The sequence below is a fragment of the Microbacterium hibisci genome (assembly GCF_015278255.1).
Lineage (GTDB): Bacteria > Actinomycetota > Actinomycetes > Actinomycetales > Microbacteriaceae > Microbacterium > Microbacterium hibisci.
This window is the reverse complement of the sequence record NZ_JADIJC010000007.1, coordinates 43,645-59,491: the sequence shown is the minus strand read 5'-3', so window position 1 is coordinate 59,491 and position 15,847 is coordinate 43,645. Positions and strand designations below refer to the sequence as shown.

At 72.1% G+C, this 15,847-nt stretch carries 11 protein-coding genes; 6 read left to right on the top strand and 5 right to left on the bottom strand.

The genetic code is table 11. The features are described from left to right. Positions 1-101 precede the first annotated feature (101 nt). The 5 genes from IM770_RS13640 (at position 102) to IM770_RS13620 (ending at position 5,261) form a co-directional block, all read left to right on the top strand. The gene (locus IM770_RS13640) at positions 102-1,106 is read left to right on the top strand and encodes an acetylxylan esterase (RefSeq protein ID WP_203581703.1); all 1,005 of its coding nucleotides are present in this window, start codon (positions 102-104) and stop codon (positions 1,104-1,106) included. Then, positions 1,103-2,452, top strand: a complete 1,350-nt coding sequence (locus IM770_RS13635; protein ID WP_203581702.1) for a mannitol dehydrogenase family protein — start codon at positions 1,103-1,105, stop codon at positions 2,450-2,452. Before IM770_RS13640 ends, IM770_RS13635 begins: the two co-directional genes overlap by 4 nt. After that, positions 2,449-3,687 carry a D-mannonate dehydratase ManD gene (gene manD / locus IM770_RS13630; RefSeq protein WP_203581701.1) on the top strand — a complete coding sequence of 413 codons (1,239 nt, stop codon included), beginning with the start codon at positions 2,449-2,451 and terminating at the stop codon, positions 3,685-3,687. Before IM770_RS13635 ends, manD begins: the two co-directional genes overlap by 4 nt. Positions 3,688-3,730: 43 nt before the next feature. Further along, positions 3,731-4,738: a LacI family DNA-binding transcriptional regulator gene (locus IM770_RS13625; RefSeq protein WP_203581700.1), complete on the top strand. Its 1,008-nt coding sequence runs from the start codon at positions 3,731-3,733 to the stop codon at positions 4,736-4,738. Positions 4,739-4,943: 205 nt separating this feature from the next. Then, complete coding sequence (locus IM770_RS13620) at positions 4,944-5,261, top strand: hypothetical protein (RefSeq protein WP_239066229.1); 318 nt, start codon at positions 4,944-4,946, stop codon at positions 5,259-5,261. 127 nt (positions 5,262-5,388) lie between these two features. Here IM770_RS13620 and IM770_RS13615 read toward each other — a convergent pair whose 3' ends face one another. From IM770_RS13615 to IM770_RS13595, 5 genes are all read right to left on the bottom strand, one after another. Then, a complete protein-coding gene (locus IM770_RS13615) occupies positions 5,389-8,775 on the bottom strand; it encodes an endo-1,4-beta-xylanase (RefSeq protein WP_203581699.1) in 3,387 nt (1,128 codons plus the stop codon). 94 nt (positions 8,776-8,869) lie between these two features. Continuing rightward, the gene (locus IM770_RS13610) at positions 8,870-11,254 is read right to left on the bottom strand and encodes a beta-xylosidase/alpha-l-arabinosidase (RefSeq protein ID WP_307785465.1); all 2,385 of its coding nucleotides are present in this window, start codon (positions 11,252-11,254) and stop codon (positions 8,870-8,872) included. Beyond that, a complete protein-coding gene (locus tag IM770_RS13605; RefSeq protein ID WP_203581698.1) occupies positions 11,251-12,141 on the bottom strand; it encodes a carbohydrate ABC transporter permease in 891 nt (296 codons plus the stop codon). Before IM770_RS13605 ends, IM770_RS13610 begins: the two co-directional genes overlap by 4 nt. 1 nt (position 12,142) lies before the next feature. After that, a complete protein-coding gene (locus IM770_RS13600; protein WP_203581697.1) occupies positions 12,143-13,135 on the bottom strand; it encodes a carbohydrate ABC transporter permease in 993 nt (330 codons plus the stop codon). 3 nt (positions 13,136-13,138) lie between these two features. Continuing rightward, positions 13,139-14,434 carry an ABC transporter substrate-binding protein gene (locus IM770_RS13595; RefSeq protein WP_203581696.1) on the bottom strand — a complete coding sequence of 432 codons (1,296 nt, stop codon included), beginning with the start codon at positions 14,432-14,434 and terminating at the stop codon, positions 13,139-13,141. A gap of 133 nt (positions 14,435-14,567) precedes the next feature. On the opposite strand from IM770_RS13595, the gene IM770_RS13590 reads away from it, so the two are divergent. Beyond that, on the top strand, positions 14,568-15,731 hold the full coding sequence (locus IM770_RS13590) for an ROK family protein (protein ID WP_203581695.1): 1,164 nt from the start codon (positions 14,568-14,570) through the stop codon (positions 15,729-15,731). Positions 15,732-15,847 lie beyond the last annotated feature (116 nt).

Sequence of the window (15,847 nt, the reverse complement as noted above, 5' to 3'; positions counted from 1 at the left end):
GACGCTAGCCTTGACGTGAGCCGATGTCAACGTTTTCATTGGATCGACGACAACCTGAGACGAACGGCCGTTGCGGCCGGCCGAGAGAGAGCTGGAGCACGATGGCGCGCTTCGACATGGCAGAGCCCGAGCTGGCGGACTACCGTCCGCGGGTGGACGCGCCGGACGACTTCGACGCGTTCTGGCGGGGGACGCTGAGCGAGGCGCGCGGCGCGGGAGACCGCGTCATCCGCACACGGCATGACGGTCCCCTCGAGCTGGTCGACGTCGACGACGTGGTGTTCCCGGGCTTCGCGGGCGACCCGGTCCGAGCCTGGTTCGTGCGTCCGCGCGGTGCGGAGAACCTGCCCGCGGTGGTGGAGTTCGTCGGCTACGGCCGCGGCCGCGGTCTCGCCCTCGAGCGGCTGCACTGGCCGACGGCCGGATTCGCCCAGCTGATCGTGGACACGCGCGGCCAGGCTTCGACGTGGGGCACGGGGGGCAGCACCCCCGACCCGCACGGGGCGGGCCCCGCGACGAACGGGTTCCTCACCCGCGGGATCGAGGATCCTGCGACGTACTACTACCGCCGCGTCTTCACCGACGCCGTGCGAGCCGTCGATGCGATCCGCGGCTTCGACGAGGTCGACCCCGAACGCGTCGCGGTGACGGGCAACAGCCAGGGCGGCGCGATCGCGATCGCCGCGGCCGGGCTGTCGTCGGGCCTCGTCGGGGCACTGCCGACCGCGCCGATCCTGTCGCACCTGCGGCGCGTCGTCGGCTTCACCGACGCCGAGCCGCACGCCGAGATCACGCGCTACCTGGCGGTCCACCGCGACGCGGAGGAGCGCGTGTTCCGCACGCTGTCGTACTTCGACGGTGTGAGCTTCGCCGAACGGGCCGAGGCGCCGGCGCTGATCGGAGCAGGTCTCATGGACATGATCGCTCCCCCGTCGGGCGTGTATGCCGCAGCCAATCACTGGCGCGGCGGCGCCGAGGTCGCCGCCTATCCCTGGAACGGCCACGAGGGCGGCGAGGGGATCCATCAGATGCGCCAGCTGGAGTGGCTGCGCGCGCGGGTGCCCACCCGCAGCGGCGCACCGCGGGAGAGCGCGGTGACGTCATGACGGATGCCGCGCCACGCCTCACCCGGGCCGCCCTGCGACGAGCGGGCACGGACCTGCCGGCCCCTCCCGTGCGCATCGTCCACATGGGTCTCGGCGGGTTCCATCGTGCCCACCAGGCGTGGTTCACCGCCCGTGCCGTCGACGGCGCGCAGTGGGGCATCGCCGCCTTCACCGGCCGCAGCGCCGACGTCGCGACACGGCTCGCTCCGCAGGACGGCCTGTACACGGTGGTGGTGCGCGGCGCCGAGGCGGACCGGTTCGAGGTGACCGGCAGCATCGCCGAGGTGCACGAGGCCTCCTCGCCGCGATTCGCCGAACTCGTCGCCGCATCGCAGACCGCCGTCATCACGCTCACGATCACCGAGGCCGGCTACCACCTCGACGCCGCCGGCGCGCTCGATCTGGGCGACCCCGACGTCGCGCACGATGTCGACGCCCTCCGCAGCGGCGGCACGACGGTGCGCACCCCGATCGCGCGGCTGACGCACGGACTGCGCCTGCGTCACGACCAGGGCGCGGGGCCCGTCGCCGTCGTCTCGTGCGACAACCTCCCCCGCAACGACCGGCTCGTCGAGGACGCCGTGGATCGCTTCGCGGCGGCCTGCGGGTGGGACGCCGCCGCGTGGGAGGTGTCGTTCGTCGCGACGAGCGTCGACCGCATCACGCCCCGCACGACACCGGCCGACACCCGCGAGGTCGCGCGCGAGACGGGCTGGCACGACGAGGGCGTCGTCGTCACCGAGCCGTTCGCCGACTGGACGCTGAGCGGCGACTTCCCCGCCGGGCGACCGCGATGGGAGTCCGCCGGCGCCCGGTTCGTCGACGACATCGAGCCGTACGAGCGCCGCAAGCTGCTGGTGCTCAACGGCGGCCACCTGGTACTCGCGTTCGGCGGCCTGCTGCGCGGGCATGCGACGGTCTCGGACGCGATGGGCGATTCGGTCTGCCGAGGGGCGCTGGAGCGGTTCTGGGCAGATGCCGCGGCGGCGGTCGGGGCCGACATCGACACCGCCGACTACCGCCGCGCGCTGACGGAGCGGTTCGGGAATGCGCGGATCGCGCACCACCTGTCGCAGATCGCGGTCGACACCGCCACCAAGCTGCGGCTGCGCATCGTGCCGGTGCTCAGCGCCGCCCTCGCCGACGACCGCGACCCGACCGCAGCGCTCGACGTGCTCCGCGACTGGGCGGCGTGCCTCGACGCCGGCCTGATCGAGCCCGGGCGCGGACCCGACGAGCTGCGCGCCGACCTCATCACGGGGCTCGACGCGGGCGTCGCCGCGACCATCGTCGCCGCCGTCGATCCCACCTTCCACCCCACCGCACTCGCCGAGGAGCGCTCATGATCATCGACCGGGCCGAGGTCATCGTCACCAGCCCCGACCGCAACTTCGTCACGCTGAGGCTGACGACCGACGACGGGCTCGTCGGGCTCGGCGACGCGACGCTGAACGGCCGTGAACTCGCCGTGGTCGCCTACCTCCAGGAGCACGTCGTCCCGCTGCTCCTCGGGCGGGACGCGCACCGCATCGAGGACACCTGGCAGTTCCTCTACCGCTCGGCCTACTGGCGCCGGGGCCCCGTCACGATGGCCGCGATCGCCGCTGTCGATGTGGCGCTGTGGGATCTGAAGGCCAAGGCCGCGGGGATGCCGCTGTACCAGCTGCTCGGCGGCGCGTCGCGGACCGGGCTGCTCGCCTACGGGCACGCGTCGGGCAGGGATCTGCCCGAGCTCTTCGACTCCGTGCGCAGCCACCTGGCACAGGGATACCGCGCGATCCGGATACAGACGGGAGTGCCCGGCCTGAAGTCGATCTACGGCATCGCCTCCAATGCGACGTACGAGGCGAACACCGGCGTGCGCTACGACCACGAGCCCGCGCAGCGCGGGGCCCTGCCGAACGAGGAGGACTGGGACACCCGCTCGTACCTGCGGCACGTGCCGACCGTCTTCGAGGCGGTCCGGGCCGAGTTCGGCCCCGAGCTGCCGCTGCTCCACGACGGCCATCACCGGATGACGCCGGTCCAGGCGGCGCAGCTGGGCAAGTCGCTCGAGCCCTACGACCTGTTCTGGCTCGAGGACTGCACGCCCGCCGAGAACCAGGAGGCCCTCCGCCTGGTGCGCCAGCACACCACCACGCCGCTCGCGATCGGCGAGATCTTCAACACCGTGTGGGACTACCAGCAGATCATCCGCGAGCAGCTGATCGACTACGTGCGCTCCGCCGTCACGCACACCGGCGGCATCACGCACCTCAAGAAGGTCCTCGACTACGCCTCGCAGTACCAGATCAAGTCCGGCATGCACGGCCCCACCGACATCTCTCCGGTGGGCATGGCCGCCGCGCTGCACCTCGGTCTCGCGATCCACAACTTCGGCATCCAGGAGTACATGAAGCACGGCGCGCGCACCGACGCGGTCTTCCGGCAGTCGTTCACCTGGGAGGACGGGATGCTGCACCCCGGCGAGCTGCCCGGGATCGGCGTCGATCTCGACGTCGATGAGGCGGGGAAGTATCCCTACGTGCAGGCCTACCTGCCGTTCAACCGCCTCGGCGACGGAACGGTGCACGACTGGTGACGGTTTCGCGCGGATCTCAAAAGTTTCGGAATACGATCGCACCATGAGCGACACCACCCGCATCACGCTCGCCGCGATCGCCGCGGAAGCCGGCGTGTCGCTCGCGACCGTGTCGAAGGTGCTCAACGGCCGCACCGACGTCGCTCCGGCTACGCGGGCGCGCCTCGAGACCGAGCTGGCGCGTCACGGCTACACCCGCCGATCCGCCAAGCAGCGCAGCGAGTTCGTCGAACTGGTGTTCCACGAGCTCGAGCCGAGCTGGTCGATGGAGGTCATCGAGGGCGTGGAGGACGCCGCACACGCCGCGGGGCTCTCGGTCGTGCTCACGGTGAGCGGCGACCGGCACACGCCCGGCGCCGATTGGATCGACGGCGTGCTGCGCCGCCGGCCGGTGGGCGTGGTGCTGGTGTTCTCCGACATCGCGCCGCGACTGCGTGACAAGCTGCGCGCCCAGGGCATCCCCTTCGTCATCATGGATCCGGCGGGCGATCCCTCCCCCGACGTGCCGTCGGTGGGATCGGCCAACTGGTCGGGCGGACTCATGGCCACGCGGCACCTCATCGAACTGGGGCACCACCGCATCGCGGCGATCACCGGCCCCGAAGACATGATGTGCTCGCTGGCCCGCGTCGACGGCTACCGCTCGGCGATGAACGCGGCGGGCCTGCCCATCGACCCGCAGCTCATCCGGTTCGGCGACTTCCACCCGGGCGGCGGCGAGGCCGCCGGCCGCGAACTGCTGGCACTGGCCGACCCGCCCACGGCGATCTTCGCGGGCAGCGACCTGCAGGCGCTCGGAGTGATCGCGGCCGGGTCGGCCGCGGGCCTGCGCGTGCCGGACGACCTTTCGGTGGTCGGCTATGACGACATCGCGCTGTCGCGGTGGATGAGCCCGCAGCTGACGACCGTCCACCAGCCGTTGCGCCGCATGGGCGAGGAGGCCACGCGCCTCGCGATCCGCCTGGCGGAGGGCGCCCAGCCCGACACCCTGCGGATGGATCTCGCCACCCACCTCGTCGTGCGCGGGAGCACCGCTCCTTACGCGGCCTGATCCGGGCCCGCCGCACGGCGACGGCACCGGACGTTCAGACGAGCGTGGCACCGCATTCATCCCAGACCGCTACAAAGGAGCCTGGCGCACGGGCGCGCCGGGGAGACGGTGAACCGCTCTAGCCCGACTCGCTCAGGACGTCAAGCCCCGTGCGCCGGAAACGCCGTGGGACCAGGATCGTTGCACGACGAGAGGAGGCTCCCCGATGGTGCTCGAGAGTCCGACCTCGCCCGCACGGCGCAACGTCCTGCGTGCGCGCGTCATGCCGGCGCTGAAAGAGCTGCCGCTTCGGCGTCCTGAGCCGCCCGCCCCGGAGGACTCGGCGGTCCGCTGGGAGCTCGTCGACATCGATCGCTACGAGGTGCGCTCCTGCGGCGTCACCGTCGGGTTCATCGATGTCGTCGGCGCCGTCTTCGTCGTCCTCGCGGGACCGCGGTACGACCGCGCCGTCGAGGTGCTGCAGACCCTGGATTTCGCCGCCGCTGTGGACTCGATCCGTCCCGCGGCGGCAGAGGCTCGCTGAGGCCGCCGCCCGTCCGCCGACGGCGCGGACGAGCGCGCCGCACGAACAGCCGCAGACCCGCGGGAACGGATGCCACCGCCCCGCCGGAAGGGGTGGGCGCGCCGCGCGGCGCGCCCACCCCTTCGGCTCAGCGCTTGGCCGGAACCTCGACAGGCTCTGACTCGGCCGCCGCAGACGGCAGTCCCTCTGCCGCGGCCGTGACCACCACGCTCAGCTCGTGACCGCGGTCGGCCCCTCGCACCACGTGAATCGCGCGCGTGGCGCCGGGGATGTCGATCCCGTCGCGCTGCCAGCGGTAGCCGAACGTCAGCCCGTCGGTGTCCCACTCTCCCGGGTCGGCCGTGAGCTTGGACCCCACCGCGGCCTGCCCGTCGATCGACGGCGCGACGACGTTGACGGGGGCCGCAGGTGCCGCGGGGCCGACGAACTCGCCGACGCCCCAGCGCGCGGTCGACTGGTAGCCGGCGCCGGTCGGGTCCGCCCAGTTGCGGATCGCCGTGCGCTGGCCGGCCGACGCGTCGTTGACCTGGAAGTCCAGGCCGTGGAACGAGCCGAGCGTCGCCGCGTCGCCGAGGTCGATCGCGAGCTCCACGACGTACCCGCCGTCGACGAGCGCGGTGGCCGTCTGCACGCGGGCTCGCTGGAACGCCTCGTCGCCGGTGCCGAACGACACCGCGTTGGCGGCGCTCACGCGGATCTGCGTGTCGTCGTAGCGGTACGAGCCGTTCTTGGCGTTGCCCGGGTCGACGTACACCTCCACCGAGTCCTGGATCCACGGGTCGGAGCCGCTGACGTCGACGACCGGGTCGGCGACCTCCGCGAGCACGTACAGCCTCGAGCCCGACCAGAGCGTCCGCACGGTCGCGGTCGCGCCGTTCTCGCCCAGCACCGCCTTGCCGGTGGTGACCGACGCGGCGTCGGCCCACACGGCGTCGATCGTGCCGTCCACCACGGGTGCGGCATCCGCCTGCACCACCTCGAGGAACGACAGCGGCTCGATGAGCGTCAGCGTGCCCAGCTCTCCCTCGGCGTTCCAGCCGACGGTCGCCGTGCCGATGTCGACGCGCACGTCGAAGGCGAGCGTCTGCCCCTCGGCCGCCGCGGCGAGCGGGAGGCGCGCGACGAGGTCGTACCCTCCCTCGCGCTCGGTGACGACGGCCGGCACGTCACCCGAGCCGTCGCGTGCCACGCCGTACACGGCGTCGCCGAGCGCGAGCTCGACGCCGTCCGCGGCATCCGTCGTCGCATCGTCGACGCTCGCGTACACCGTGAGGTGATCCGCGGCCCAGCGCAGCTGGAACGACGCCACGCCCTCGATCGCGTGCAGCGGCAGCCGGCGCCACTCGGGCGACGCGGTCGCGGCGGCGTCGAGCGCGACGTCGCCGGCGAAGACGTTCGCCGTCCGCAGGGGGGCGGGCAGGTCGCCGTCGACGGCACCGTAGTACGCGGGCTTGGCCTGCAGGTCGTCGTCGAAGAGCAGCGGCGCCCCCGAGTCGACCCGCCAGCTGCGTCCGTCGGTGAGACCCCACACCGTGACCGAGAACAGGTCGTCCGCGTGGGCGCGGAAGACGCGGAACGCGTCGCGGTAGTAGTAGCCCTGGTCGACGAGCTTCGCCTCGGTCACGGGCGTGCCGGTCGTCACGTCGAGCTCGGTGACGGCCTGGGTGACGGGGAGGTGCTCGAACGCGGTGATCGCCGCCTCGAGCGCCGACACCGGCATCGCGAGGCTCACGTGGAACTGGTGTCCCACGCCGTCGACCGGCACGCCGCGCGCCAGCAGGCGCTCGACGAGGGCGAGGTAGCGCTGCTGCTTGCCGCCCTGTTCGGTGTTGTAGTCGTTGATGAACAGGGTCACCGGGCGGTCGGCGCCGGCCGCGGCGTGGACCTCGTTGAACGCCTCGTCGGCGTACGCGAACGAGAGGTCGATGAACTCCTCGCCGAGGATGCGGTACCACTCGCTGCGGCGCAGGCCGTCGGCGAACTCGCTCCCGTCCGACACCACCTCGTTGACCACATCGATCGCACGCAGCGGGTTGGTCGCGCTGCCGAATGCTCCGTACCGGTCCGACAGGTACTGGGCGACGTCGAACACATGCGTGCGCAGGCGCTCGCGCAGGAGCGCCTTGCCGGCGTCGTCGGCGGCGAGAGGCTGCCCCGCGTCGTCCTGGAAGAACCAGGTCGGCGTCTGGCTGTGCCAGACCAGCACGTGGCCGTACACGCCGAGGTCGTTCTCCTGGGCGAAGTCCATGAGCGCGTCGGCCTCGGCGTTCTCGGCGACGAAGTCGCCGTTCGCGTCGTACCAGGCCTCGGGCTTCATGAAGTTCTCGGGAGTCACCTGATCGAAGTGGCGAAGCAGGAGCTCGGATGCCGCACCCGCCGTCTCACGGCTGTCGATGGCGACGCCGACGGGGAAGTCGACCGTCTCCTTGATGCCCGTGAGGTCTTCGATCACGCCGGGGGCCGGCACGCGCAGCACGATGTCGTCGACGTACAGGTCGCTCGTGTTGCCCGCCGCGCCGTTGTCCCACCGCGTCTCGAAGTACAGCAGCGACTGCGCCGCGTCGGAGCCCTGGAAGCGCGCGGTCACCTGCGACCAGCCGGTGTTCGTCACGCCGTCGAACTGGGCGATCGTCGCGAACGCGGTCGTGCCGCCCTCGGTGTTCGCGCGGCTCAGCCACACGTCGTCGACCGGCTGGCCGTCGCCGAAGCGCACCCACGCGCTGAGCTCGTATGTGACGGCGGGGTCGAGCAGGCCGGTGACGTCGTGCCCGATGCCGTCGCCCTGTCCGGTGCGGTCCGTGACGACCGCCGACTGCGCGCCCCCGTGAGCGGTGGCCGTCGACAGGGCGACGGTCGCCGTGGTCGAGCCGCTGCCCGAGCGCAGCGCCCACCCGTCGAGCCCGGATTCGAAGTCGCTGTCGATCACGATCTGCTCCTCCGGCGGCGGGGTGCCCGCGTCCTCGGTGGTGATGACGATGTCGTCGACGAGGAACGACGGGTGCTGCCCGGCGATCGGCGCGGCCTCGATGTACACGTTCACCGAGGCGAGGCCGGCGGGAACGGTGTACGTGCCGCCGATCTGCACCCACGAATCGGCCGTCGTGGCGATCGCGCCGCCGATCCACGAGTACGTGTTCGAGCCCGAGGTGGGGATCTGCTCCGCGGTGAAGTGGAGCCCGCTCGTGCCCTCGGTGCCGGCGGGCAGCTTGACCCAGGCCGAGATCTCGTAGGTCGTGCCCGCCGTCAGGAGGCCCGTCGAGCTCGCCGAGAGACCTTGCCAGTCACCGGTGCGACCGGTCACCGCCACCGATCGCGTGCCGCTGTGCGCCTCGGCATCCGTCACCGTCAGCGTCACGCCGCCGCGCGCGCCCCACGGCCCGGTCGTTCCGTCTTCGAAGTCCGTCGCGCTGACGACGGTCGGCGCGGCGCTCGCCGGCGCGGCGAGTCCGATCGTCGCGGCGGCGGCGGTCGCCGCGGCCACGAGGAGGGTTCCCAGGGTCCTGCGTCTTTGCATGGTGCGCTCCTTCGCGCGTATGGGGATGGGGGTGTGGCGAGGGAGGCGGGTGCGGTGCGGCCGGGATCGCGGAGGGCGTTCCCGGCCGCCGCGCTCACGCGTCGGGGGTCACGACCACCGACGCGTGCAGCCTGCGGGTGTGGTCGAGGTGGCGGGCATCGCCGACGACGCGCACCGATCGGGTCGCGACGATCTCGCCGCTGGAGCGTCCGAAACCGAGCACGAGCTCGCCCGGCTCGACGATGCGTCGGCCGTCGCGCCCGGTGAAGGACGCGAGGTCGGCGGGCACCTCGAACGAGACGCGGGCCCGCTCCCCCGCTGCGAGCGGCACGCGCGCGTAGGCGATGAGCCGCTGCACCGGTCGCACCACCGAGGCCGCCGGGTCGTGGAGGTACAGCTGCACCACCTCGACCCCGTCGCGGTCGCCGGCGTTGCCGACGTGGATCGACACGGTCACGGTGCCGTCGGCGGTCATCTCGGCGGCCGACGACTCGGCATCCGACCACACCGCCGGCGCATAGCCGAGACCGTGCCCGAACGGGTACGCCGGCGTGGGGTCGATGTTCGACACGTCGTTCTGACGGGCGAGCCTCGACGCCAGGTAGGTCGAGGGCTGCGCACCGGGGTCGCGCGGGATGCTGACCGGCAGGCGTCCGCTGGGGTTCACGCGGCCGCTGAGCACGCCGGCGATGGCGCCGGTGCCCTCCTCGCCCGCGAAGAAGCTCTGCACGATCGCCGCCGCCTGCTCGGGCGCCGCGCCGAGCGCATACGGACGCCCGGCGAGGAGCGTCACGACGGTCGGCACCCCGGTCTCGAGCACCGCGTCGAGGAGCGCCTGCTGCGCGCCGGGCAGCGTGAGGTCGGCCGCGTCGCAGCCCTCCCCGCTCGTGCCGCGGCCGAACAGACCCGCCCGGTCGCCGAGCGCGAGCACGACGACGTCGGCGCCCGCCGCGACCGCGAGGGCGTCGGCGAACCCGTCGGTCTCGCCGCCGTCGATCGTGGTGCCTGCCGCGTAGGAGATCTCGGCCGCCGGGAACTCCGCCGCGAGCGACTCGCGCAGCGTCGGCAGGGCGATGCCGAGGGGGAATTCCGGATGCCGCACCCCCACGTGCGACGGGAACGAATAGCACCCGAGCACGGCGTAGGGGTCGTCGGCCACCGGGCCGACGACGGCGATGCGCCGGGGCGCGTGACCCTGCCCGAGCGGCAGCACGCCGTCGTTGCGGAGCAGCACGATCGCCTCCTCGGCGATGCGGCGGGCGAGCGCCCGGTTTCGCGGCGGGTCGAGGTCGACCGTGCCGCGCACGGCCTCGATCGAGTCGGCGCCCGCCGCGGCGAGCGCCGGCGGCACCGCCGACCAGCCCTCGTCGAGGAGGCCGAGTTCCGCCTTCTGGCGGAGCACACGGCGCAGCGCGCGATCCACGAGCGCCTCGTCCACCACCCCGTCCTCGACGGCCCGCGCGAAGTCGGCGCCGAACGTCTTCACTGTGGGCAGCTCGACGTCGATCCCGGCGGCGAGCGCGCGGGTCGCGGCATCCGTCCAGCCGTCGGCGACGCCGTGCAGATCCTTGAGGAACGCGATCGAGAAGTAGTCGGCGACGACCGTGCCCTCGAAGCCCCACTCGTCGCGCAGCAGCCCGGTGAGCAGGCTCTCGTCGGCGGCCGTCGGCACGCCGTCGAGGTCGGTGTACGAGTTCATCACCGAGCGCACGCCGCTCTCGCGCAGGGCCATCTCGAACGGCGGCAGCAGCACGTCGGCGAGCTCGCGCGCTCCGACCGACACCGGCGCGAGATTGCGGCCGCCCTTCGACGCCGAATACCCGACGAAGTGCTTGAGGGTCGCCACGACGCCGGTGCTCTCGACGCCCTGGATGTAGGCCGTCGCGACGGTGCCGACGAGGTAGGGGTCTTCGCCGATCGTCTCTTCGACGCGGCCCCAGCGGGCGTCGCGGACGACGTCGAGCACGGGCGCCAGCCCCTGGTGCACGCCCACCGAGCGCATGTCGGCGCCGATGCGCTCGCCCATCTCGCGCACGAGCGCGGGATCGAACGTCGCGCCCCAGCTGAGCGGCACGGGGTACGCCGTCGCACCCCACGTCGCGAAGCCGGCCAGGCACTCCTCGTGCGCGAGCGCGGGGATGCCGAAGCGGTTCGCCTCGACGATGCGCTGCTGCGCACGCTGCAGCGACAGCGCGCCCGTCGCCGGGTCGACCGGAGCGGTGCCGAACGGCCGCGTGAGCTGACCGAGTCCGTCCGGCAGCAGCGCGTCCAGGTCGATGTCGTCGCTCATGTCGTGCTGGTGGGGCGCGACGTCCTCGCCGTCGGCGGATGCCCCGACCCAGACGCCGTACAGCTGCGCGACCTTCTCGGCCACCGTCATCTCGGCGATGAGGGCCTCGACGCGCTCGTCGGCCGGCAGCGCCGGATCGTTCCAGAGACGCAGCGTCGCGGCATCCATCGTCTGCTCTTCCATGGTCATCCCTTCACCGCCCCGGTGAGTCCGCCGACGATGCGCTTCTCCGCGAGGAGGAAGAACACCAGTGCGGGGATCATCGCCAGCGACGTGTACGCCAGCACGGCGCCCGTGTCTTGCGAGTACTGCGTGGAGAACTGCGTGACCCCGAGCGGCAGCGGCCACAGCTCCTGCGGGAGCGTTCCGGTCGAGATCACGAGCAGCGGCAAGAGGTAGCCGTTCCAGCTCGCGACGAACGCCAGGATGCCGACGGTGACCAGGCCGGGCTTCGCCAGCGGCAGCAGGATGCGCCAGAAGAAGCCGATGCGCGTCGCTCCGTCGATCATCGCCGCCTCCTCGAGTTCGTCGGGGATCGCGCGGAGGAACGGCACCAGGATGATGATCGTCGTCGGCAGCGCGAACGCGATGCCCGGGATGATGACGCCGAGGTAGGTGCCGTGCAGGCCGAGCGTGCGCAGCAGGAGCGTGAGCGGCAGCGCCGCGACCGTGAGCGGGAACATCAGGCCGGCGGCGAAGAGCGTGTACAGCCCCTCGCGGCCCTTGAAGTCGTAGCGCGCCAGCACGAAGGCGGCCATGATGCCCGCGATCACGACGCCCGCCGTCGTGGCGACGGCGAGGACGGTGCTCGCGAACACATTGCCCCAGAACCGCGGCGAGCCGAGCACGGCGGCCCAGTTCTTCAGCGTGAACGGGTCGGGGAATCCGGCCGGGTTCGCGTTGAGGTCGGCGGTCGTGCGGAAGCCGCCGAGGAAGACATAGATCACGGGGCCGACGGCCACGGCGGCGACGACGAGCGCCACGAGGTAGACGAAGGGCTGGCCCCAGTCGAACCGGCGCCCGGCGGGTTCGGCGGTGCGCGGCGAGCCGGTGACGATGGTGGTGGTGGCCGACATCTCAGCGGGCTCCGTTCGTGAGGGCGCCCTTGAGGTCGCGCCGCAGCGCGAAGCGCTGGTAGATCAGGGCGATGACGAGCGAGATGACGAAGAGGATCACGGCGATCGCGCTGCCGTAGCCCGGCTGACCGGCGAACTGACCCTGCTGGACCATGTACGTCGCCATCGTCTCGGTGGCGATGCGCCGCACCGCGGGGGCGACCGTCACCCACACCATGTCGAACACCTGCAGCGACCCGATGATCGACAGGAACGCCCAGATGCGGATCGTCGGACCGAGGAGCGGGATGGTGATGTGGCGCTGCACCTGCCACCAGCTGGCGCCGTCGATCTGCGCCGCCTCGGCGAGCTCGTCGGGAATGCCCTGGAGGCCCGCGAGGAACAGCAGGATCGCGAAGCCGATGTACTTCCAGGTGAGCACGAAGAAGATCGTCCACAGGGCGACGGCCGGGTCGGCCAGCCAGTTCTGGGTGAGCGCCCCGAGGCCGATCGCCTCGAGGGCGGCGTTGACCGCGCCGTTCGGCTGCAGGATCAGCTTGAACGCCAGACCGGCGATGACCTCGGCGAGCACGTACGGCACGAAGATCAGCAGCCGGAAGACAGCGCGCCCGCGCAGCGGGCGGTTCAGCAGCAGTGCCACCGCGATCGCGATCGGGCCCTGCACCAGCAGCGACATCACGAGGATGAAGAAGGTGTTGCCGATGGCCTTCTGGAACTCGGGGCTGGTGAGCGCCCGGACGTAGTTGTCGAAGCCCACGAAGCGGCCGGAATCGGCCAGGTTCTCCCACCGGAAGGCGGGCGGGAGGTTGTAGAAGCTGTAGACCGCCGCCAGGACCACCGGCAGGATCACGAAGCCCACGAAGAGGATCAGCGCGGGCGAGACGAACAGCAGGATCTCGAGGCGCTTGCGCCGCGAGCCGCGCCGCTTCGGGCGCGCGGGGGTGGGGCCCGGGCCCGCGGTGACCGCGGGCCCGGGGGTGGTGAGTGTCGCCATGATCTACAGAGTCGCCGCCGCGTCCTGCATCTTCTGGACGATCTCTTCGGGGGTGCCGGTGCCCGCGAAGAGGTTGACGATGCCCTCGTTCATCGCGTTGCCGACCGTGGTGCCGAACGCGGTGTCGAGCCACAGCTGGACGAACGATGCCTGCGAGAGACCCTCGGCGACCATCTTCAGATTCGCGTCCTCGAGCGAGTCCTGAGCCGCCGCGACCGTCGGGATGCCCGAGCCGCTGGCCGCGAACTTCTTCTGGACCTCTTCGCTCATGATGTACTCGAGCAGCTCCGCGCACTCCGGCGGCGCGTCCGCCGAGCAGCCGAACCCGTCGCCGCCGCCGAGGGCCGCGGTGGGGTCGCCGTCGGCGCCGTCGATGCCGGGCACCGGGAACCAGCCGAGGAACGGCGGCACCTGCTCGTCGGGCGTGAGCCCGCCGATGACACCGGCGTTCCAGTGGCCCATGAGCTCCATCGAGGCCTGGCCGTTCGCGACGAGACCGGCCGAGCTGCCGGCGCCCTGCTGTGCGGGCGTGCCGAGGAAGCCGTCCTGGAAGGGCTCGATCCCGAGGAACTCCTGCAGCTGCTCGCCCGCCTCGACGAAGCACTCGTCGCTGAAGTCGAACTCGGTCTCGGCCGTCGCGAGCGCCTCGGGCGAGCACGACTTGAGAGCGAACTGGTACCACCAGTGCGCGGCCGGCCAGCCGTCGCCGGCGCCCACGGCGATGGGCGTGAAGCCCGCCTCGCGCAGCGCGCCGACAGCGTCGACGAGCTGGTCGAACGTGGTGGGCACCTCGACCCCGGCCTCGTCGAACTGGTCGGTGTTGTACCAGAAGCCCTCGATGCCGAACGTGAACGGGACGCCGTAGGTCACGCCGTCGACCTGCCACGGGTTGATCGTGGCGCCGACGCTCGAGATCGTGTCGCCGAGCGCGTCGTCGAGCGGCTGCAGGTAGCCGTTCTCGACCTGGTCGCGCAGCTCACCGCCCGGCCACACCTGGAACAGGTCCGGCGGGTCGCCGGCGGCCAGCGCGTTGGGGATCAGCGTGCGCTGAAGCTCCTCGTTCTGGTACCCGGTCTGCTCGACCTTGACGCCCGGGTGGGCCTCCTCGAACTCGGCCGCGACCTCTTCCCAGACCGCGGGGAGGGGGCCGGAGGTGGCGTTGTGCCACCAGGTGATGGTCACCTCGTCGCCGCTGTCGCCCTCGTCGCCGCCGCCGCCGGCACAGCCCGCGAGCGCGCCGGCGGCGAGACCTGCCGCGGCGAGTCCGGCGAAGACGCGCATCGTGCTGCGTGTGTTCATCTTCGAACCTCTCGAAAGTTTCGACTTCTACGTCGAAAGTGATGTGGACGAGGAAAGAGTAAGCACAAAGGTGATTTGCGGTCAAGCGCAACAAATAACGGGTGCGCAACGGCGTCGGCCCTAGGGTGAGAGCGTGACCGATCCCTCAGCGGCCGAAGGCGTGCGCCAGCGCAACCTCGCGCGACTCCTGCGCCTGGTCCATCTCGAAGGGCCGCTGTCGCGGGCCCGGCTCACCGGCGCCACGGGACTGAACCGCTCGACGATCGCCGACCTCGTCGGCGAGCTCGTGCGTGAGGGACTGGTGGTCGAGCGAGCCCCCGATCCTTCGCGTCGCGTCGGGCGTCCGTCGCCCGTCGTCGCGGCGGACGCGCGCGTGGTCGCGATCGCTGTGAACCCCGAGGTCGATGCCGTGACGCTCGCCGCGGTGGGCCTCGACCGCGGCCTCCCCCTGCGCGAGCGCATCGAGCTCGACCACCTGCTCACCCCCGACGAGACGGCCGCCCTCATCGCCGAGCGACTCGCGCAGTGGCGCGCGGGCGAGCTCGCCGACGCGCGGGTGGTCGCGGTCGGGCTGGCGGTGCCCGGCCTCGTCCGGGCGGCCGACGGGCTCGTGCGCAACGCACCGCACCTGCGATGGACGGATGTGCCGCTGCGCGACCTCGTCGAGACCGCCACCGGACTGCCGACCGTCGTCGGCAACGACGCGACGCTCGGCGCGATCGCCGAGCACCTGTTCGGGGCGGCGGCCGGGTTCGACGACGTGGTGTACCTCAACGGCGGCGCGAGCGGCATCGGCGGCGGGCTGATCGTGCACGGGATGCCGCTCCTCGGCGCCGGCGGCTACACCGGCGAGTTCGGGCAGAACCGTCCGGGCATCGCCGCCGAGTCCGATCGCCGCGCGGTCGACGGCGTGCTCGAGGACGAGGTCAGCCGTGCGCGGCTGCTGGCGGCGGTGGGCCTGCACGCCGCCGACGAGCCGGTGCTCGCGTCCGCGCTCGCCGACGCCGGCGTCGAGTCGGAGGCGGCCGACGAGGTCGCCCGGCAGCGGCGCATCCTCGCCACCGCGCTCGCCAATGCGGTGAACGCGCTCAATCCCGCCGTCGTGGTGCTGGGCGGGTTCCTCGCGACGATCGCCGCTGCCGACGTGCCCGGGTTGACCGAGCTCGTCCGCGCGCAGGCCATGTCGGCCAACGCCGAGGACCTCGAGATCCGCGTCGCCTCCCTGGCCGAGGACCGCCTGCTCATCGGCGCCGCCGAAGCAGCCTTCGCCGAGCTCCTGCGCGGCCCGACCGCCTGATCAGTCCGCCGTCGCCCCCCGACGGTTGAGCGGAGGGCGCCCTGGCGCACGTAGACGAAACGCCTCGCGTTTCTTGGAACGCCGGGGCGTTTCGTCTCGCTCGTTCCTCGCTCGCT

Bases quoted from the DNA above. Each gene is read 5' to 3' on its own strand.
- IM770_RS13640 (WP_203581703.1), top strand. From the start codon at position 102: ATGGCGCGCTTCGACATGGCAGAGCCCGAGCTGGCGGACTACCGTCCG.
- IM770_RS13635 (WP_203581702.1), top strand. From the start codon at position 1,103: ATGACGGATGCCGCGCCACGCCTCACCCGGGCCGCCCTGCGACGAGCG.
- manD (WP_203581701.1), top strand. From the start codon at position 2,449: ATGATCATCGACCGGGCCGAGGTCATCGTCACCAGCCCCGACCGCAAC.
- IM770_RS13625 (WP_203581700.1), top strand. From the start codon at position 3,731: ATGAGCGACACCACCCGCATCACGCTCGCCGCGATCGCCGCGGAAGCC.
- IM770_RS13620 (WP_239066229.1), top strand. From the start codon at position 4,944: ATGGTGCTCGAGAGTCCGACCTCGCCCGCACGGCGCAACGTCCTGCGT.
- IM770_RS13615 (WP_203581699.1), bottom strand. From the start codon at position 8,775: ATGCAAAGACGCAGGACCCTGGGAACCCTCCTCGTGGCCGCGGCGACC.
- IM770_RS13610 (WP_307785465.1), bottom strand. From the start codon at position 11,254: ATGACCATGGAAGAGCAGACGATGGATGCCGCGACGCTGCGTCTCTGG.
- IM770_RS13605 (WP_203581698.1), bottom strand. From the start codon at position 12,141: ATGTCGGCCACCACCACCATCGTCACCGGCTCGCCGCGCACCGCCGAA.
- IM770_RS13600 (WP_203581697.1), bottom strand. From the start codon at position 13,135: ATGGCGACACTCACCACCCCCGGGCCCGCGGTCACCGCGGGCCCGGGC.
- IM770_RS13595 (WP_203581696.1), bottom strand. From the start codon at position 14,434: ATGAACACACGCAGCACGATGCGCGTCTTCGCCGGACTCGCCGCGGCA.